This is a genomic window from Streptomyces sp. NBC_00443 (genome assembly GCF_036014175.1).
Lineage (GTDB): Bacteria > Actinomycetota > Actinomycetes > Streptomycetales > Streptomycetaceae > Streptomyces.
Map to the genome: position 1 here is coordinate 614,385 of NZ_CP107917.1, position 18,413 is coordinate 632,797.

General features: G+C 70.8%; 14 protein-coding genes and 2 pseudogenes. 4 read left to right on the forward strand and 12 right to left on the reverse strand.

Translation table 11 applies throughout. The features are described 5' to 3' along the window. Nucleotides 1-14 precede the first annotated feature (14 nt). From OHO27_RS02810 to OHO27_RS02830, 5 genes and pseudogenes are all read right to left on the reverse strand, one after another. A pseudogene (locus OHO27_RS02810) lies at nucleotides 15-1,304 on the reverse strand (polyketide synthase); the annotation flags it as partial. Beyond that, the gene (locus OHO27_RS02815) at nucleotides 1,304-2,560 is read right to left on the reverse strand and encodes an MFS transporter (RefSeq protein ID WP_328419927.1); all 1,257 of its coding nucleotides are present in this window, start codon (nucleotides 2,558-2,560) and stop codon (nucleotides 1,304-1,306) included. The pseudogene OHO27_RS02810 and the gene OHO27_RS02815, both read right to left, overlap by 1 nt. A gap of 425 nt (nucleotides 2,561-2,985) precedes the next feature. Next, nucleotides 2,986-4,893 (reverse strand): acyl-CoA synthetase, encoded by a 1,908-nt coding sequence (locus tag OHO27_RS02820; RefSeq protein WP_328419929.1) that lies wholly within the window; start codon nucleotides 4,891-4,893, stop codon nucleotides 2,986-2,988. Beyond that, entirely contained in the window at nucleotides 4,890-5,849 is a 960-nt protein-coding gene (locus OHO27_RS02825) for a fumarylacetoacetate hydrolase family protein (protein ID WP_328419931.1), read from the reverse strand. Before OHO27_RS02825 ends, OHO27_RS02820 begins: the two co-directional genes overlap by 4 nt. Continuing rightward, nucleotides 5,846-6,973 carry a VOC family protein gene (locus tag OHO27_RS02830; protein WP_328419933.1) on the reverse strand — a complete coding sequence of 376 codons (1,128 nt, stop codon included), beginning with the start codon at nucleotides 6,971-6,973 and terminating at the stop codon, nucleotides 5,846-5,848. The genes OHO27_RS02825 and OHO27_RS02830 overlap by 4 nt, the downstream gene beginning before the upstream one ends. 137 nt (nucleotides 6,974-7,110) lie before the next feature. On the opposite strand from OHO27_RS02830, the gene OHO27_RS02835 reads away from it, so the two are divergent. Both OHO27_RS02835 and OHO27_RS02840 read left to right on the forward strand, forming a co-directional pair. Next, nucleotides 7,111-7,761, forward strand: coding sequence for a TetR/AcrR family transcriptional regulator (locus OHO27_RS02835; RefSeq protein WP_328419935.1), 651 nt, complete (start codon nucleotides 7,111-7,113; stop codon nucleotides 7,759-7,761). A 116-nt stretch (nucleotides 7,762-7,877) separates the two neighbouring features. Further along, entirely contained in the window at nucleotides 7,878-8,504 is a 627-nt protein-coding gene (locus OHO27_RS02840) for a TetR/AcrR family transcriptional regulator (RefSeq protein WP_328419937.1), read from the forward strand. A gap of 14 nt (nucleotides 8,505-8,518) precedes the next feature. On the opposite strand, the gene OHO27_RS02845 is transcribed toward OHO27_RS02840, so the two are convergent. The 5 genes from OHO27_RS02845 to OHO27_RS02865 form a co-directional block, all read right to left on the reverse strand. Next, nucleotides 8,519-9,376 (reverse strand): NmrA family NAD(P)-binding protein, encoded by an 858-nt coding sequence (locus tag OHO27_RS02845; RefSeq protein ID WP_328419939.1) that lies wholly within the window; start codon nucleotides 9,374-9,376, stop codon nucleotides 8,519-8,521. A gap of 25 nt (nucleotides 9,377-9,401) precedes the next feature. Then, entirely contained in the window at nucleotides 9,402-10,256 is an 855-nt protein-coding gene (locus OHO27_RS02850; protein ID WP_328419941.1) for a transferase, read from the reverse strand. Next, complete coding sequence (locus OHO27_RS02855; protein ID WP_328419943.1) at nucleotides 10,253-11,533, reverse strand: glycosyltransferase family 4 protein; 1,281 nt, start codon at nucleotides 11,531-11,533, stop codon at nucleotides 10,253-10,255. Before OHO27_RS02855 ends, OHO27_RS02850 begins: the two co-directional genes overlap by 4 nt. 148 nt (nucleotides 11,534-11,681) lie before the next feature. Further along, on the reverse strand, nucleotides 11,682-13,451 hold the full coding sequence (locus OHO27_RS02860; RefSeq protein ID WP_328419945.1) for an ABC transporter ATP-binding protein: 1,770 nt from the start codon (nucleotides 13,449-13,451) through the stop codon (nucleotides 11,682-11,684). 20 nt (nucleotides 13,452-13,471) lie between these two features. After that, on the reverse strand, nucleotides 13,472-14,329 hold the full coding sequence (locus tag OHO27_RS02865) for an aldo/keto reductase (protein ID WP_328419947.1): 858 nt from the start codon (nucleotides 14,327-14,329) through the stop codon (nucleotides 13,472-13,474). Nucleotides 14,330-14,586: 257 nt separating this feature from the next. Between OHO27_RS02865 and OHO27_RS02870 the strand changes: the two genes are divergently transcribed. Further along, nucleotides 14,587-15,474, forward strand: coding sequence for a Gfo/Idh/MocA family protein (locus tag OHO27_RS02870; protein WP_328419949.1), 888 nt, complete (start codon nucleotides 14,587-14,589; stop codon nucleotides 15,472-15,474). Nucleotides 15,475-15,545: 71 nt separating this feature from the next. Here the strand turns inward: OHO27_RS02870 and OHO27_RS02875 are convergent, their stop codons facing one another. After that, complete coding sequence (locus OHO27_RS02875) at nucleotides 15,546-16,307, reverse strand: SDR family NAD(P)-dependent oxidoreductase (protein ID WP_328419951.1); 762 nt, start codon at nucleotides 16,305-16,307, stop codon at nucleotides 15,546-15,548. Nucleotides 16,308-16,455: 148 nt separating this feature from the next. Here OHO27_RS02875 and OHO27_RS02880 point away from each other — a divergent pair. Continuing rightward, nucleotides 16,456-17,360 (forward strand): annotated as a pseudogene (locus OHO27_RS02880) (AraC family transcriptional regulator). A 112-nt stretch (nucleotides 17,361-17,472) separates the two neighbouring features. Here OHO27_RS02880 and OHO27_RS02885 read toward each other — a convergent pair. Then, nucleotides 17,473-18,378 (reverse strand): GNAT family N-acetyltransferase, encoded by a 906-nt coding sequence (locus tag OHO27_RS02885; protein WP_328419953.1) that lies wholly within the window; start codon nucleotides 18,376-18,378, stop codon nucleotides 17,473-17,475. Nucleotides 18,379-18,413: the final 35 nt, after the last annotated feature.

An 18,413-nucleotide genomic window follows, 5' to 3' on the forward strand; every position in this document is an offset into this window, starting at 1 on the left:
AGGTGGACGTTGGTGCCGCCGACGCCGAGTGAGGTGAGGCCCGCGCGGCGGGGCACGTCGCTGTCGGGCCAGGGCCGGGCGGCGACGGGGATGTGGAAGGGGCTGTGGTCGAGGTCGAGGCCGGGGTTGGGCTCGCTGAAGTTCGCCATCGGAGGGATGACGCCGTGCTTCAGGACCAGCAGCGTCTTGACGAGTCCGGCGAGGCCGGAGGCCGCGTCGAGGTGGCCGATGTTCGCCTTGGTCGAGCCGAGGGCGCAGTAGCCGGTGCGGTCGGTGTCCTCGCGGTAGGCGCCGGTGGCGCCGTCGAACTCGATCGGGTCGCCCTTGAGCGTGCCGGTGCCATGGGTCTCCAGGTAGCCGATGCTGTCCGCGCCGACACCGGCGCGCCGCAGGGCCTGGCGGATGGCCGCGCGCTGGCCCCGGGGGCTCGGGGCGGTGAACGCCTTCTTGTCGGCCCCGTCGTTGCTGATGCCCCAGCCGCGGACGACCCCGTGGATCGTGTCGCCGTCGGCGACCGCCCGGCCCAGCCGCTTCAGTACGACGGCCAGGACGCCCGTTCCTCCGACGGTGCCGTCGGCTCCGGCGTCGAAGGCCCGCAGGCGGCCGGACTTGGAGAGGATCGAGCCCTTCACGTAGCGGTAGCCGACGACCTGCGGCACGTGGACGGCGGTGGCGCCGACGAGGGCGATGTCGCAGTCACCCATGAGCAGGGACTGTGCGGCGGCCTGCACGCCGACCAGCGAACTGGAGCAGCCTGTCTGGACGTTGACCGCGGGGCCGGTCAGGCCCAGCCGGTAGGCGACCCGGGTGGCGGTGAAGTCGGCGTAGTTGCCGACCGTGATCTGCATGCCGGCCATCCAGTCGGAGGCGGCCTGGCTGGGCAGGACGTTGTTGAGGAGGTAGTTCTGCAGGGTGTAGAGGTGATATCCGGTGCTGGCGTAGACGCCGACGCGGCTGCCGTCCCGTTCGTCCGGGTAGCCGGCGTTCTCCAGGGCGTGCTGGGCGCACTCCAGGATCATGCGGTGCTGGGGGTCGGTGAGCCTGGCCTCACGGGCGCTCATGGCGAAGTGCTGGGCGTCGAAGCCGGCGATGTCGTCCAGCACTCCGGAGGCGCCGACGAAGTCGGCCGCCCGGTACTCCTCGGCGGGGACACCGGCGGCGTCCAGTTCCTCGTCCGTGAACCGGGTGATGCAGTCCGTGCCGTCCCGGATGACACGCCAGAACTCCTCGGGCGTGTCTGCGCCGGGCAGCCGGAAGGCCATGCCGATGACGGCCATCCGCGGGTCGAGGTCGCTCAGGGGCATCAACTGCGTCCCTCCGTCACCGTCGGTTTGTCCTGACTGACCGTTTCCTCAGCGTCTTGGTCAGCTGTGCGTCCCCGGCGCAGAAGCAGCAGGAGCAGCGCGCCGCACAGGACGATCGCCAGGCCGTGGAAGGAGGCGACGACCTGCAGCGGCGAGAACGTCTCCAGCAGGGCGCCGCTCACGAGCATGCCGAGCCCGAAGCCGGTGTTCTCGGCCGAGGCGGAGAGCCCGAAGAGACGGCCGCGCTGCTCGTCCGGGGCGGCCTGCAGCCGCGACACGTAGACGATCTCGGTGAACCCGTCGGCGGCGCCGGCGACGAGCGCGGCGATGACCGCGGGCACGGTCGGCAGCCCGCTGAAGACGACGATGAACCCGGCCGACATCACACAGGCACCGAGCGCGAACGCCCGCTCCCCGGGTGTGCGCCCGGTCTTCTTGGTGATCCGGCCGATCACCTGCTGGACGACGATGTTGCCGATGGCCCAGGTGGCCCAGAACTGGCTGATGAACGTGGCCGGATGGTCGGGGTCCAGGCTGCTGGAGTAGATGGGCAGGGCGACGTTGTGGGAGGAGGAGCCCAGCCCGTCCACCGCCCGGATGGCGATCATCGCCATCAGCAGCGGGGCCGTGGCCAGCAGCATCCGCGCCGTCCAGCGCGCGGCGCCGGAGGACCCCGCGGAGCCGCCCGAGGCGTCCTTCGCCGCCCGGGTGCGCACAGGCAGCAGGAACAGCACCGTCGCGGAGACCAGGAAGGACGCCGCGTCCAGGGCGAACGCCGCGGAGTAGCCGAGTTGCGCGACCACCAGACCCGACGAGGCGAACCCGGCGATCATCGCGAGCGAACGCCCGGTCACCAGCAGTCCGTTGGCGCGCACGCGGTGCTCCGCGCCGACGATCTCCGGGATGCTGCTGCGCAGGGCCACCTGGGAGAGCGTCGAGCAGCCGCCGGTGACCACGGCAAGGACGTAGAGCAGCCCCACGCGGGTGGCGTCCGGTGTGATCAGCAGTGTCAGCAGTGCCACGGCCTGGCACAGGTCGGCGCCGACCATCAGTCGCTTGCGGTCGTAGGCCGAGACGAGACGACCGCTCACCCAGCCCGACACGACACTCGTCGCCAGGCGTACGGCCATGAACAGGCCGGCGGCCAGCGCGCTGCCCGTGGCGTCGTAGACGAAGACGTTGAGCGCCACCATGTTCAGGTAACTGCCGTACGCCGAGATGCCGTTGCCCAGGACGAGCAGCCGGAAGTACCTCATGCACCTTCCTCTGGTCTGCATGAAGGGTGTGAGTGGTGTGAGGTGCCGGGATGTGTCGCCCGCGCTGGAAGCGACGGCGTGGTGTCCGATCCCCGTTCATCGACCCCGGCCGCTGTCGATCCGGCAGAGCACACGCCGCTGACGCAGGGCGCGTCAATGCCCCCTTGCCGGCCCAGCACAAAAACCATTCCCCCTACGCGCCGCCGGTCGGCGGCCAATGGTCCGTCAGCCAAGCAGATCCGGACACCGGGGTTCAAGGCTCCAAGGGAGGTCTAGACGACTTCAGGACCGGATTTGGCGAATTCGGGCATCAGATTGCGCCAAATCTTCGGGTCGTCGCGCTCCGGCAAGGCGATCGTACGGTTCAGGACAGATCCTGACCGTGAGGGGAGCGCCCGTGAGTGGAGCGCCCGTGGCGAAATACCTCAGCCCTCCCCTTGCTGCTGCCCGGCGATGCGGCAGGGCACTGCGAAGTTGCCGACCCGGCGCTCGACTTCGGCCCTGGTGGCGGCGGGCGCCGAGGTGCGCAGCGTGACGGTGACCGTCACGGACCCGGAGTCGGCCTCGGCGCTGACGTCCGTCACGTCGTCGATGCCGGCCAGGGCGTCGGTCAGGACGCGGCGAGCGGCGTCTGCTCGCAGGGGAAGCTTGTACGGCTTGCCGACCGCGGTGACGGGGAGCGCGTCGAGGACGCGGACGGCCTTGGGTGCGGCGGCTGCCTCACCGATGTGCACGGCGGCCCAGGCACGGAGGTCGTCCCCGGTCAACGTGGGGTCGGCGATCGTCACGTACGCCACGGGCACCTCCCCCGCCCGCAGGTCCGGCTGTCCGACGGCCTGTGCCCCGGTGACCGCGGGGTGCGAGAGCAGGGCGTCCTCGATCACCCGGGGGTCGAGGTTGTGGCCGCCCCGGATGATCAGGTCCTTGGCGCGCCCGGTGAGGTGGAGGAAGCCGTCGTCGTCGAGGTAGCCGAGGTCGCCGGTGTCCAACCAGCCGTCGACCACCCTGCCCTGACTGCTGATCAGGTAGCCGTCCCGGTCACGGCCCTGGACATACCCGGGGAAGACCGTGGGACCGCTGACGAGGATGGCGCCCACCTCACCGCTCGGCCGCTTCTCCGCTGTGGCCGGGTCGACGATCCTGATGCCCTGGTACGGCAGGCGCCGGCCGACCGAACCGGGCCGACGGACCTCCAGGAACCCGCGGACGCTGGCGCAGGTCGCCTCGGTCAGACCGTATCCCTCCAGGAGCGGAATTCCGGTCGCGGTCTCGAAGTCGGTGCGCACGCCGTCGGGCAGCGCGGAGGCGCCGACCATCGCGCACCGCATCGAGCCGATGTCGGCCCCGTCGACGGGACACGTGGCGAGAACCGCGTACACCGTGGGCACGGCGCTCATGGCGGCGATCCGGTAGTGCTCGACGATGCGCCAGAACTCCGCGTAGAGCGTGAGGTCGCGGTACCCCAGCGGTCCGGCCCACACGACCTGCTGGCCGCGCAGCAGCGGTGCGAGCAGGGTGACGACGAGTGCGTTGACGTGGAACAGGGGCAGGGCGGCGAAGACGACCGAGTCCTCGTCCAGCACGGAGTTGGCGGCGATCATCCACGCGTCGCTGACCTCGTTGGTGTGCGTGTGCGCGGCGAGTTTGGGCGCCCCGGTCGTGCCGCCGGTGTGGAAGAAGGCGGCGAGGTCGGTGGCGGTGGGCGGCTCGCCGACGAACCGGTCGCGCGGGCGGTCGGCCGCGACATCGGCCAGGCGGGCCACGGCGGCGTTCTCCACGGTGGGCAGCGCGGCGGGCTCCTGCCGGCCGGCGGTGGGGCGCAGGACGAGCACGTGGTCCACCAGGCCCCGGCGGGCGAGTTCGGCGCTGGTGGCGAATGCCTCGGGGTCCAGCTCCGGGGAGGCGGTGATGATCACGCGGGCGCCGGCCCGGCGGACCAGCTCGGCGACGTGGTCGCGGGCGAGCGCCGGGTTGACGGGGGTGACGATGCCGGCGAGTTGGGCGGCCAGGAGCGCGGTGACGAGCTCGTCGCAGTTCGGGGAGAGCAGCGCGACGGTGTCGTGGCGGCGGACGCCGAGGCGGTGCAGGGCGTTGGCCGCCCGGTGCACGTCGGCGAGAAGGTCCGTGTAGGTACGGTTCCTGGGAGTGCGCCAGGACGCCGCGTCGGGCAGGACCGTCAGCGCGGTCCGCTCGGGCCACTGCTCGGCCGCTCGCCGCAGCATGTCGTACGAGGTGCCGGGCAGCCCGCATGCGGCGAGCGGCGTCGCCTCGATGACGGCCAGGTCGTCGGGGTGGTCGTAGCGCGGCCACGCCATGGGGGTCTCGGTGGTCACGCGTACCTCACCTTGTTCTGCTGGGTGCCGAGGTCGATGGCGCCGTCGGGGGTGGCGATGGACAGCTCGAGTACGTCGCCGTCGTGGAGGTATTTCGGGTTCTTCGCCTGGGAGTTGAAGAATGCCTTCCACTTCATCGCCGGCGGCAGCAGCGCGCCGATGATCTCCACCGCCTTGGGCGGCGCCTTGAGTGCGGTGCCGCCAGGGGTGCCGGTGAGGACGAGGTCGCCCGGTGCGAGGGCCTGGAAGCGGGAGAGCTCCTGCAGTGCCTGCAGGGGGCTGTAGATCATGTCGGTCAGGTCGCTGTTCTGGCGGATCTCGCCGTTGACCTTGAGGACGAGCCTCAGCTCGGACAGACGGTCGAGTTCCGCGGCGTCGAGCAGGACCAGGACGGGGCCGACCGGGGTGAAGGTCGGGTAGGACTTGGCCTCGTAGAACTGGGTCTTGGGCAGCTGTACGTCGCGTGCGGAGACGTCGTTGGTGATGACGAGGCCGGCGATGTGCTCCTTCCAGTTGGCGGCGGTCACGGTCGCGCCGACCTCGAGGGGACGTCCGATGACCAGGCCGAGCTCGATCTCGTAGTCGAGGAACCGGACGTGGGCCGGCTTCACGATCTCGTCCAACGGGCCGCTGATCGAGCCCGAGGTCTTGCGGAAGAAGGTCAGCGGGACGGTCTCGGGGTTCATCCCCGAGTCGCGTACGTGGGAGACGTAGTTCGTCATCTGCGCGATCACCCGGCACGGCGCGCCGACCGGGGAGACGAGGGGGAGTTCGGCGATGCGGCGCGGCTGCGCCGACCCGTTGCCCGAGCGGGCCTCGGCCAGGGCCATGTGGACCGTGACCACGTCGTCGAGGAGTTCGGCGGTCGTCGTCGCGGAGGTCTCGACCCGGACGGCGCGGTGTTCGTCGAGCGCGACCCACCAGGCGTCGGAGGTACGGAGGACGGAGAGGGTCATGAGGAAGCCACTTTCAGCAGGCCGCGCAGGCGTTCGAGGTCGAACTCGTTGTCGTCGTTCCGGAGGGCGGTGATGATCGAGCGCAGCTCGGCGAGGAATTCGCGGCCGGGGGCGATGCCCATGAAGTCCTTGGTGGCCGGCGGGCCCCACTGCGCCAGGCCGGAGGCCGTCATGGGTGCCCAGCCGGGCTCCAGGGTGCTGTCGAACATGTCGCTGTCGGTGAAGTGCTCGACGAGGAGGCCGTCGGGGTCGCGCCAGTAGTCGAAGATCTGGCTGCCCTGGATGTGCCGGCCGATGCCCCACGAGCGCCGGTAGCCCGCGCCGAGCAGGTGCTCGCCGCCGGCGGCAAGCGCGTCGAGGTCGGTGACCTCGTAGGCCGAGTGCACATACCGGTTGGAGGGGCCCAGCGTCAGGGCCAGGGTGTGGTGGTCGGTCAGGCTCCTGCCGCGGTCGCAGCGGATGAAGCTCATGGTGGGGCCCCGCTCGCGCTGGCCCTCGTAGTAGAGGAAGTCGCTGACGATCAGGCCGAGGTGCTCCAGGTACCAGTTCAGCGTGCGCAGGTAGGTGGTCGTCTGGAGGACGACGTGCCCCAGGCGCCGCACGCCGGCCGGTTCGCGCGGCGGGCGCTGGGTGGTGTTGGTCCGGTCGAGGCCGCCGCCGAAGTTGAACGACTGCGACGGCTGCCCGGCCACCGCGGGCAGCTCGTCCGCGTCGGCGACGACGCGGACCCGCAGTCCGCCCGGATCGAGCAGGTCCACGACCGACCCGCCCAGAGGCTCGGGCAGCGGGTGCACCCGGGTGCCGGTGACGTCGGCCAGCCGTAGCAGGTCGCGGGCGTCGGCCGCACGGAAGGCCGGGCCGCGGAACCGTGACGTCGGGCCCCTGCGGATGATCACGCAAGGGGCTCCCGCCCGGGTGCCCCGCAGGTGCAGCTCTCGGCCGTCGCGGTACGACGTGACGAAGCCGAACGCCCGGGCGAAGGCCTCGGCGCGGTCCAGGTCGGGCTTGCAGAACTCCAGCCACGCGATGTCGTGGACCTTGATCACTGGATTCGCCGCCCGGCCCGGATGCTCTCCGGGGAGCGCGCCCTGCTCGGAATGCAGGTCGTTGTGCGTGCCACCCACGGCCACCACCTCCTGAAGGAATATTCACTTCCGAACTTGTCGTCAGTCAATAGAACTGAAGGAATCTTCAGGAAACAAGTGCGGGGCGGCTAGAGTGCGGGGGGAAACGAGTGACGGGTGGCATGGAGGATGGCGTGATGGCCGAGCGGACCGCATCCGGGCGAGTCGACCGGCGCAGGGCACGGACGCGCACGGCGCTTGTGGGCGCGGCGCAGCGACTGCTGGCCGAAGGGCGGACCGAAGTCCCCATCCTGGAGATCACCGAGCTCGCCGACATCGGGGTCGGCTCCTTCTACAACCATTTCGACAGCAAGGACGAGCTCTTCCGCGTCGCGGTCGAGGAGGCGCTGGAGTGGTGGGGCACGCTGATGGACCGCCTCACCGCGGACATCGAGGACCCCGCGGTCGCCTTCGCCCAGAGCTTTCGGCTGACCGGCCGGCTGCACCGCCGCCACCCGGAGCTGAGCCGCGTCCTGCTGAGCCAGGGGCTCGAACTGGCCCACTCCCAGCGCGGTTTGGCACCCCACGCGTTCCACGACATCCGGGTCGCGGTGGACGCGGGGCGGTTCGAGGTGGAGGACCTGGACCTCGCCCTGACGATGACGGCGGCCGCGGTGCTGGCGCTGGGCTCCTTGCTGCACGCCCAGCCCGACCGGGACGACGCCCGGTCCGCGGACCTGGTCGCCCGCAGCCTGCTGCGGCAGTTCGGGATCCCCGCCGACGAGGCCACGCGGATCTGCTCGCTCGACCTGCCGGACCTCGATGTGGTGGACACCCTGGTCGGCTGACCCGGCACCACTTCTGCCGCGGGCGATGCTGTAGGGGATGCTCCAATTAGAGTGGACGCTTCAGGACATGATCGTTCACAGGGTCCGACGGCCCTCTACGACCGGAGGGGCACCCCATGACCAGGCCGGACACGGCACGCAAGAAGCGTGCCAACGGGGTGGAGTCACGTCAGCGCATCCTTGACGCCGCCGTCGAGATCGCCGGCGAGCGTGGCTACGACGGCACCTCCATCGCGGCCGTCAGCGCCAAGTGCGGGCTGCCCGCCAGCTCCATCTACTGGCACTTCAAGGACAAGGACGACCTGATCGCGGCGGTCATCGAGCGCAGCTTCGAGGCCTGGCTCACGGCCGTCGAACTGCCCGGCGAGGAGACCGGTACGCCCCTGGAGCGGGTGACCGCCATGGCCGCCAACGTGGCCAAGTCACTCGTCGACGCACCGGACTTCCTCCGCCTCGGCCTCATGCTCGCCCTGGAGCGGCGTCCCACCGAACCCCGGGGCCGCACGGCGTTCCTCCAGGTCCGTGACATCACCCACCGGAAGATCGCCGAGGTCGCCGCCACCCTGTTCCCCGACCTGGACGAGCAGGCAGTGGACACCCTCACCACGTACGCCATCGCCGGCGCCGACGGCCTGTTCGTGCACCGCGAGGTCAAGGGCGAGACCGTCGACCTCGTGGCCCTGTTCGAGCTGCACGCACAGGTCGTCCACGACGCGGCGACCCGCATGTCGGCGGGACGCTAGCCACTGCGCCAGATCTACGAGACAGCCCCGCCGGTGGGTGCCATGAACTCGCGCGCGTGCTCCGCCGCCCACTGTCCGAAGGTGCGGGCCGGCCGGCCGGTGACCTTCTCGACGGTGTCGGCGACCGTACGGCCCACCTCGGGCGTGTTGCCGTACGCCTCCAGCAGGAAGCCGATGACGTCCTCCGGATGACCCGCCGCCCGCCACTGGGCGACGGCCTGCTCCTGCGTCAGCTCGACGAGGGAGATCTCCCGGCCGCGGGCGGCGGCGACGGCGGCCACCTTGTCGGTGACGGTGAGCAGTTCGGGCCCGGTGATCACGTACTCCTGGCGCCCGTGCCCCTCCTCGGTGAGCGCGACCGCGGCCACGGCGCCGATGTCGCCCTCGTGGACCATGGCGCTGAGCCGGGAGACGAACGGCTCGCGGACCTCGTCCGAGGCCACGATCCCGTCCGCCCACTCAAGGGCGTTGGCCATGAACTCGACCGGCATGAGGACGGTCCAGTCCACCCCGTCGTCCGCCCGTACGGCGTCCTCCAGCAGGGACGGCCCGCCACCGTGCAGCACGGTGACCCGGCGCACGCCGGTCGCGCGGGCCAGGTCCAGGATGCGCGGGCCGGTCTCCAGCGGGGCGAAGTAGGCCCCGCCGAAGGTGATCAGATGGAGGCCGGTGACGCCTGCCAGGGCCGGGACCAGGCTGTCGGGCTCGGTCAGGTCGCCCTGCACGACCTCGACGCCGGCCGGGAAGTCGGACCTCGCCGGATCCCGGGTGAGCGCCCGGACCATGTGGCCGCGGGCGAGCAGCTCGGCGACGACCTGATGGCCGACGGTTCCGGTGGCGCCGGTGACAAGAATCTTCTGCGTCTGCGTCATGGAACGACCGTACGGAGGCTTGCGGTCAGGTTCTGTCCGCAAGTACGGAGAGGTCGTTGTCGACCGTGTAGTAGGGGCGCACCGCCGAGCCACCGACATCGGCCGCGGGAAAGACGAAGATCTCTTTGCGGTCCGCCACGTCGTCCAGCAGGCGGCCGATCCGGACGGGCGCTGTCCCCTCCGCGGACCCGGCCCGGACGAACAGGTCCCAGACACGGTTCCCGGCGCCGCCGTCAGCGACCAACTCCCCGAACTCCACGGTGAACTGGAACCCCCGGGCGTCGTCCTCGACCTGCGGCACGACGTTCACTGCGGTGCCGCCACCACCCCGCAGCCGCACGCGCACGGAGGCACCCTCGGCGAGCGAGACGCCGTGCAGCCTGGCCCTGACCGTCATCGACCGGTCCCTCACCTCGACGCCCTCGACCTCCGCGTGAGCGGCACGCAGCCATGCCCGCACCGCGAGGTAGCCGTCCTTCGTGACGTACGGAATCCGCACGGCGACCGGCGCCCGCCGTTCACTGCGGTGGCCGTCGACGAGGGTCCGCAGGTCACGCAGCCCGGGGCGCAGGCGCTGTCGCGGCGCGCCGGGTTCGGGGAGCAGGTAGACGTCCCAGCGGCCCTCGGCGAGCGCGGGCCGCGGATCCAGCACGGCACGAAGACGCCCGTCCTCCGCCGGTTCCAGGTCGAGGGCATGGAGGGTCTTCTCGGGCTGGCCCTTCTTGGGGCGAAGCCTCAGAAGAAGGTGGGCAGTGGCCGACGGTGGCTGCAGTTCAGTGGCCGACGGTGGCTGGAGGGCGAAGGTGATCCGGCCGTCGGCGTCGACCGTGCAGTCGGCGCGCAGGTTCGTGCCGCTCGCCATGTCGCGTTCCATGATCATCGCTGCCCCTTCCGGACCGTACGCAGCGCGCGCGAGGCCACGGCATACGCGGTGTCGCGTGCGGCGAAGCCCTGGCTGACCAGGGCCCGCTCTATTCGGCGCCCTATCGGGCCGCTTTCCGGTGCTGGGCCCGGTCGCCCGGTCCCGCGCGCTGCCCTGGCCTCGTCGATCAGGCGCTCGGCCTGCTCCAGGACGGGGGCCGGGGCGAACCGGCCCGCGTTCTCTACGGCCGTACGGCCCATACGCCGGCGCTGTTCGTCGTCGCGGACGAGGTCGAGCAGTGCGGCGGCCAGTGCGTCGGGGTCGCCCACCGGGACCAGCCGGCCGTCGACGCCGTCCTTGATGATCTCGGCGGGACCGTAGGGGCAGTCGGTGCTCACCACGGGCAGGCCGCAGCGCATGGCCTCGACGATGGTCATGCCGAACGGTTCGAAGTTGGACGCGCTCGCGGCGATCGAGCCCTTGACCCACTCCGCTTCCATGGGGGCCGCCGCGCCCATCAGGAAGGCCTTGTCGTACAGGCCCAGGCTCTCGATGAGCTGCCGCAGCCGTGCCTGTTCCTCCCCCTTGCCGTAGATGCGCAGGCGCCAGTCCGGGTGCTCGGCGACGACCTGGGCGAACGCCTCGATGAGCAGGTCGTACCGCTTCACCGGGACCAGTCGTCCGGCCGCGACCACCACCTTGGCGTTGCCGTCCGCCGCGGGCAGCACCGGATCGGGGACGCTGTTCGGCAGTGCCTCGACCCGGACGCCGGGCAGCCGCATCTTGCGCCGGTAGGCGGCGGCGTCCGCGTCCGTGACCGTGGTGAGCACGTCGAGCCGGCGGTAGGCGCGGCGCAGTGTGGTGCGCAGCCGGGGTGGGTGGTTGTCGAGGGTGAGGTGCTCCTGCCCGATGCGGACCACGTGCTCCGGCGCCTGGCGGGCGAGGTGCACGTTGAGCCCCGGCCGGGTGCCGATGACGACCTCGGCGTCGGTCGCCGCGAGGCTCTCGCCGATCCGCCGGTCGGTCAGCTCGCTGTACTGCCGGTAGCGGTACTCGGCGACGGGGAACACCTTCGCCGGTCTGAGATGGAGGGGATGTTCCTTCTCGTGCCGCAGGTCCACCAGTGGCTTCAAGGACACTCTCGGGTCCAGGGCGAAGTTCGGACGTTCCCGGTGCCTCAGCACGGAGACGATCTCCACCTCGTGACGGCCGGCCAGGGCGTGGGCCAGGTTGAAGGTGGTGGCGATCGTGCCTCCGATCCCGTAGGCGTTGTGCAGCAGGAAAGAGATCTTCATGGCGGACTAGACCGCGCCGAACACCCTTTAGTTGCCTGTTGTTACATCTCCGTTGCCTTGCAGGTCATCGCGATGTCGCCGGTCGCTTTCTCGAACACCGGGCGGGCCGGTGGTGGACGACCGGCAGTCCGGCCGTCCGGACGGTGCGTCAGGCGACCTGCCCGCTGTGCAGCGCGGCATACGCCCCGTTCCGGCGCAGGAGTTCCTCGTGGGTGCCGATCTCCTGGATCCGGCCGTCACCCATGACCACGATCCGGTCGGCCCCGCGCACCGTGGACAGTCGGTGTGCCACCACGAAGGTGGTGCGGCCGTGCAGCAGACGGGCGAGGGCCTGCTGCACGAGCGCCTCGGAGTAGGTATCCAGGGCCGAGGTCGCCTCGTCGAGGACCAGCACCCTCGGGTCCCGGATCAGGGCCCGCGCGATGGCCAGGCGCTGGCGCTGTCCGCCGGACAGCCGTGCCCCGCGCTCGCCGACCACGGTGTCGAGGCCCTGCTGCATCCGGTCGACGAACTCCAGCGCGTTGGCGTCGCGCAACGCCGCACGCACCGACTCCTCGTCGGCGTCGTCCATGCCGTAGGCGACGTTCTCGCGGATGGTGCCGTCGAAGAGGATCGACTCCTGCGGCACGACCGAGAGGAAGCGGCGGTACGTGCGCAGGTCGAGGGTGTTCATGTCCGTGCCGTCGAGCAGGAGTTGGCCGGAGGTCGGGCGGATGAAGCCGATGACGAGGTTCAGCACGGTGGACTTGCCCGCACCGGACGCGCCGACCAGGGCGATGGTCTCCCCCGGCGCGACGGTCAGGCTGAAGTCCCGCACGGCGGGCCGGCCGTTGTCCTCGTACGCGTACCCGGCCTTCTCGAAGGTCACGGCGCCGTGCAGGGAGGCGAGTTCGGCCTTGCCCTCGTTGTCCTCAAGTTCGGGCGCCTGGAGCACCTCGCCGACGGAGCGGACGGACTCCAGGCCCTTGGTGATGACGGGGGCCAGTGCCGCCAGTGTGGTCGTGGAGTTGGTGAGGGTGGTCAGGAACGCGCTCAGCATGACGACATCGCCCGCGGTCACGCCCCAGACGCCGTAGTACGAGATCAGCGCCGCGCCGGCGAGTACGAGTACGCCGACCACGTTCAGTACCACCCAGGCGAGCGAGCCGAAGCGGCCGTTGACGAGGTCGAGGCGCATGCCGGAGGTCAGCAGCCGGTGCAGGGTGCCGTCCATGCGGCGCAGCGCCTTGCCCTCCAGGCCGTGGGCGCGGGTGACCGGGATGAGGCGGGTCATCTCCGTCACCCGGGACGACAGGGTCTCGACCTCGTGACGGAAGTGCTCGTTGTGGGTGCGCAGCCGGGCCCTGAGGCGGGCGACGACCAATGCGGCGGCGGGCACGACGACGAGGAAGACGGGCACGAACTCCGGTGTCCGCAGGGCGATGATGACGAGGCCGCCGATGAGCACGGTGCCCGCGCCGAGCCCCGTCTCAGCCGTCTGCTGCACCATCTGCTCGACGGTCTCCACGTCACGCACGACCTTGGCCTGCAGCACTCCGGCGCTGACGCGCGAGTGGTAGCCGATGGAGAGCTGCTGCATCCGCGTGCACAGCGAGGAACGCAGGCTGGTGCCCATCCGGCGCACACTGCCGTACAGGAGGCGCACGTACAGCACGTGCAGGGGGTAGTTGACCAGCAGGATGACCATGATGACGCCGGTGCTCAGCCAGAGCCTGCTGATCGGCTGGTGCTGGACGACGGTGTCGATGATGGACGCGGTGATCAGCGGCAGCAGCCAGACCGGGCTGTGCTTGACGGTGAAGACGCCGACCGCCGCCGCAAGGCGGTGGCGGTCGGCGCGGAACAGATAGGCCAGGGTGCGTACCGGGTGTTCGCCGCGATAGCGGTGGTCGAGCGGTCTCTCGTGCGACGACGCCATCGGCGTTGTCCTTCCCAGGCTCAGACGGCGTCCAGCTCCGCGATCTCCTGCGCGGTGAGGGCGAGTTCGGTCGCGGCGAGCGAGTCGAGGATCGTCTCGGGACGGCTTGATCCCGGGATCGGGACGACGACCGGCGACTTGGCGAGCATCCAGGCCAGGCAGACCCGCTGCGGGCTCACCCCGTGGGCCTCGGCGACCCGCGCGAACGGGGCGTAGGCGGAGCCCAGTTCACGAGCGCGGGAGATGCCGCCGAGCGGGCTCCACGGCAGGAACGCGACGCCGAGTTCGTCGCACAGGCGCAGCTCCGGCTCGCTGGAGCGGAACGCCGGGGAGAACTGGTTCTGCACGGAGACCAGCCGGCCGCCCAGGATCTCGTCGGCCTGGCGGATCTGTTCCGGGTTTGCGTTGGAGATCCCGGCCATCCGGATCTTGCCCTCGTCGAGCAGGTCGCGTACGGCGCCGACCGACTCGGCGTACGGCACCCTCGGGTCGGGGCGGTGGAACTGGTAGAGCCCGATGGCCTCCACGCCGAGCCGGCGCAACGATGCCTCGCAGGCCTCCTTGAGGTACCGCTGGCTGCCGTCCAGCGTCCAGCTGCCGTCGCCGGGACGCAGATGGCCGCCCTTGGTGGCGACCAGGACGTCCTTGCCCCGGTCGTGGGAGGCGAGGGCCTTGGCGATCAGGGTCTCGTTGTGACCGACCTCGTGGGCGTCCCGGTGGTAGGCGTCCGCGGTGTCGATCAGGGTCACACCGGCGTCGAGCGCGGCGCGGACCGTGGCGAGGGAACGTGCCTCGTCCGGGCGCCCCTCGATGGACATGGGCATGGCGCCCAGACCTATCGCGCTGACCTCGGCATCGCCGATGCGGCGGGTGTGCATGGGCTCGTGACCCCTTTCGGCTGTCGCGTGGAAAACGATGTCGCCCGGCGAGCGCGCCATGCATCGCACGCGGTACCGGACCGACTCCAGAGTGGCTTTCGGGTCGCGGGAGGTCCAATAGAAGAAAGCGAATGCATTCAGTGATGCCACCGCTGAATCCCCGCTGCCGGCATCGCCCGGGTAAGTGCTTGCGCCCCTTCCGGGTTGGTGTGACACGCTCACCTCGATCGATCGACGGCATTGTGAGAGGCGGCGGCATGCGCATCGGACTGCTCGGCACCGGCCCGTGGGCCCAGATGGCCCATGCTCCCGCCCTGGACCGGCACGCCGAACTGGACTTCGTGGGGGTGTGGGGCCGCCGTACGGCTCCCACCGAGGAACTGGCCGACAGCTACGGCGTCCGCGCCTACGACGATGTCGACGTGCTGCTCGCCGACGTGGACGCCGTGGCCGTCGCCCTGCCGCCCGCCATTCAGGCCGACCTGGCGGCGCGTGCGGCGCGGGCGGGCTGCCATCTGCTGCTGGACAAGCCGCTCGCGCCGACCGTGGAGCAGGCACGGGCGGTCGTCGAGGCGGTCGAAGAGGCCGGAGTGGCCTCGGTCGTCTTCTTCACCACCCGCTTCCAGCCGGAGACCGAGGCGTGGATCACCGAACAGGCGGCTGTGGAAGGCTGGTTCACGGGTCGGGCGGAGTGGCTCGGCGCGGTGTTCAGCGATGACGGCAACCCGTTCGCGGCCTCGCCCTGGCGGCAGGACAAGGGCGCGCTCTGGGACGTGGGTCCGCACGCCCTGTCCGTGCTGCTGCCGGTCCTGGGGGACGCGAGGCAGGTGACGGCTGCCGCACACGGGCCCGGCGACACCGTCCACCTGGTCCTCGACCACGCCGGCGGCGCGTCCAGCGCCCTGGCCCTGAGCCTCACGGCACCGGCCGCCGCTGCGGGAGCCACCGTGGAACTGCGGGGCACGGCCGGAGTGACGCTGCTGCCGGAGAGCACCGAGAGCGCGGTGTCCGCCCTGCTCCGGGCCGCGGACGCCCTGCTGACGGCCTCCCGAACCGGCCGCCCGCACATGTGTGACGCGGCGTTCGGCCTGCGGGTCACCGAGATCCTGGCGATGGCCGAGGCGTTGTTGAACGGCGACGTCTGACGGGTGGCGGGTCGCGGGTGGCCCCAGCCCGGGAGGCGGGTAGACCAGCACTGGAGCCGGTTGGCCCAGCCCTAGAGGTTGTAGCCGCCCGACACCTCGATGTTCTGGGCGGTGACCCAGCGGCTCTCGTCGGAGACGAGCGTGGCGATCATCGCGCCGATGTCGTCGGGTTCACCGACGCGGCCGAACGCGGTCTTCGCGGCGAGGGCGGGGACGACCTCGGGGAACCGGGTGAAGGCGTCGTCGCCGAGTCGGGTGCGGGTCGCCCCCGGCGATACCGCGTTGACCCGGATGCCACGGCCGCTGAACTCCTTGGCCATGTAGCGGGTCAGCACGTCCAGGCCGCCCTTCATGCTGGCGTACACCGAGTAGCCGGGCTCCAGGCCGGTGGTGGTGGACGCCGAGTTGCTGCTCGTGTTGACGATGGCGCCGCCGTCCACCATCAGGGGCAGCAGCTTCTGCGTGAGGAAGTACGGGCCCTTGAGCAGGACCCGCATGAGCCTGTCGAACGTCTCCTCGGCCGTGTCCTCGATCAGCGAGGTCTGCGCGAAGCCGGCGTTGTTCACCAGGCAGTCGAAGGTGTCGCGCTGCCAGGTGTCGCGCAGCACTGCGGCCACGGTGTCGCGGAACCCGTCGAAGGTGCCGGTCTCGCCGACGTCCAGGGGCAGCGCGACGGCCGTTCCGCCCTCCTTCTCGATGACGGCGACGGTCTCCTGCCCTCCTTGCGGGTTGCTGCCGTAGGTCAGGATGACTCCGACCCCGCGCTTGGCGATCTCGATCGCAGCGCTCTGTCCGATGCCGGAGCTGGCGCCGGTGACGATGGCGACCTTCATGGTGGTCCTCCTGGGAACGGTCGTATGGAGCTCGGTGACTCCATTCAACCGTCCTGACCTGCGGAAACGTTAGAACGATGCTCGCTGGTGCTTGCACGATCCTCGCGTGCTCGGGAGCTGTGGCGCGCGAGGGTGCTGCAATGGAGGCATGCAGCTGGAAGAGCTCCGCACCCTGCTGGACCGGCACGTCCGGCCCGACTGGACGACCGCCGTCGACGGCGTCCTGATCTCCAAGGTCGACCGGCCGGATCCGCCGGCGCCCTCCATGTCGGGCACGGTGCTGGCGGTCATCGCCCAGGGCGCCAAACGCCTCGCGCTGGGCGACCGGGTCTTCGAGTACGGTCCGGGGCAGTACCTGGTCGCATCCGTCGACCTGCCTGTCACCGGACAGTTCACCGAGGCCGGCCCCGAGCAGCCGGCGCTGGGGTTCGGGCTCGTCCTGGAACCGTCCGCCGTCGCGAGTTGCTGCTGCGGGCCGGGCCCGCCGACACCCCGCGCACGACCGGAGGTGCGCCTTCGGGGATCGCCGTCAGCGACGCCTCGCCCGCCCTGCTGGATGCGGTGATCCGGCTCCTGCGCCTGCTCGACGAACCCCGCGACCGGGCCGTACTGGCCCCGCTGGTCAAGCGGGAGATCCTGTGGCGGGTCATCACCGGCGAGCAGGGCGCGACGGTTCGCCAGCTCGGCCTCGCCGACAGCAGTCTCAGCCATGTCTCGCGGGCCGTGCGCTGGATCCGCGAGCACTACGCACAGCCCTTCCGGGTCGAGGACGTGGCGCGGATGTCCGGCATGAGCGTCTCCGCCTTCTACCGCAACTTCCAGGCGGTGACCGCGATGAGCCCCATCCAGTTCCAGAAGCAGATCCGGCTCCAGGAGGCCCGGCTGCTGCTTGCCACCCACCCCGGCGACGTCACCGGAGTGGGCCACCGCGTCGGCTACGACAACCCGTCCCAGTTCAGCCGCGAGTACCGCCGCCAGTTCGGCGCCCCGCCCAGCCAGGACGCCGCCCGCCTGCGCGACGCGGCGCGCACACCGGCGGGCGCCCTGCCCTGACACGATCCGTACTGGTCCAGCCTCGTGGCGAGACCATCACCCGGTACGGGTCGCTGAGCGGCCCGGACCTGACATCGAGGTCCGGGCCGCCCGGTATCCCTACGACTCGGGGCTACCGCTCACTACGGCCGCCCGCCACATCGAAGTTGATGCGCTCCTTGACCACGGGGAACCCCGCCTTGGCGAAGTTCCGGGCCATGGGGAAGTTGCCCTGGTCCGTTGCTCCGGAGACGAACTCCGCGCCCTGCTCGGCCAGGAAGTGGGTGCACTCCGCGAGGAGGTCGTATGCGTAGCCGTGGCCGCGATGCTCCGGGACGACTCCGATGAAGCCGATCGTCGGGCCGGAGGGATTGTGTGCCGGGATGTGGATGCCGGCCAGCTCGCCCTCCGGGGTGTGCGCGACCTGCCACCACTCCCGTGGGGACGGGCACCAGTGGAAGAAGTCGAGCTCTTCCTGTGCGGCCTGGTCGGGGCCGCCCTCCTCGATGGCCCGCAGCGCGTGGGCGTCGAGGGTGACGGAGTGGATGCGGCGCAGTGCGTCGAAGAAGACGGCGTCATCGGACTCGGCGCTGAAGCGGAGCCGTCCGGGCCGTTCGGGCAGCCCGAGTTCCGGGGTCCAGCGGTACAGGAAGCGTTCCACCAGGAGTTCGTAGCCGACCGCACGTGCGGCGCCGAAGCGGGCCTCGGCCGCGGCCTTCAGGTCGGGCTTCTCCCGCCAGCCGCCGGGCAGGTTGATCTCGAGTTCGACCCGCCAGGGAGCGGAGCGCAGCAGTTCGGCGCCCGCTTCCTCCTCGCCCTCGGCCACGTCGAACCAGTTGATGTTGAGGGGCTCCGATTCGTCGGGGCCGCCCCACCAGGCGCCGCGAGCGACGACCGTGCCGTCACGCAGGGCAACTCGCTTCCACTCGGGGCGAAAACGGGTTCGCTGGTGGCCCTCACGGGCGCCCAGCGGGTCGGGGTGTGCGTCGAAGAGATGGGCGTCGCTCGTCGAGAGCGTACGGATGACCAGATCGGTCACGGATTCCTCCGGGATACAGGCTGCTTGGAGCGCTC

What these genes read in the sequence shown, in the direction of transcription:
- OHO27_RS02815 (WP_328419927.1), bottom strand. Translation starts at nt 2,560, where the DNA reads ATGAGGTACTTCCGGCTGCTCGTCCTGGGCAACGGCATCTCGGCGTAC.
- OHO27_RS02825 (WP_328419931.1), bottom strand. Translation starts at nt 5,849, where the DNA reads ATGACCCTCTCCGTCCTCCGTACCTCCGACGCCTGGTGGGTCGCGCTC.
- OHO27_RS02835 (WP_328419935.1), top strand. Translation starts at nt 7,111, where the DNA reads ATGGCCGAGCGGACCGCATCCGGGCGAGTCGACCGGCGCAGGGCACGG.
- OHO27_RS02840 (WP_328419937.1), top strand. Translation starts at nt 7,878, where the DNA reads ATGACCAGGCCGGACACGGCACGCAAGAAGCGTGCCAACGGGGTGGAG.
- OHO27_RS02845 (WP_328419939.1), bottom strand. Translation starts at nt 9,376, where the DNA reads ATGACGCAGACGCAGAAGATTCTTGTCACCGGCGCCACCGGAACCGTC.
- OHO27_RS02850 (WP_328419941.1), bottom strand. Translation starts at nt 10,256, where the DNA reads ATGATCATGGAACGCGACATGGCGAGCGGCACGAACCTGCGCGCCGAC.
- OHO27_RS02855 (WP_328419943.1), bottom strand. Translation starts at nt 11,533, where the DNA reads ATGAAGATCTCTTTCCTGCTGCACAACGCCTACGGGATCGGAGGCACG.
- OHO27_RS02860 (WP_328419945.1), bottom strand. Translation starts at nt 13,451, where the DNA reads ATGGCGTCGTCGCACGAGAGACCGCTCGACCACCGCTATCGCGGCGAA.
- OHO27_RS02865 (WP_328419947.1), bottom strand. Translation starts at nt 14,329, where the DNA reads ATGCACACCCGCCGCATCGGCGATGCCGAGGTCAGCGCGATAGGTCTG.
- OHO27_RS02870 (WP_328419949.1), top strand. Translation starts at nt 14,587, where the DNA reads ATGCGCATCGGACTGCTCGGCACCGGCCCGTGGGCCCAGATGGCCCAT.
- OHO27_RS02875 (WP_328419951.1), bottom strand. Translation starts at nt 16,307, where the DNA reads ATGAAGGTCGCCATCGTCACCGGCGCCAGCTCCGGCATCGGACAGAGC.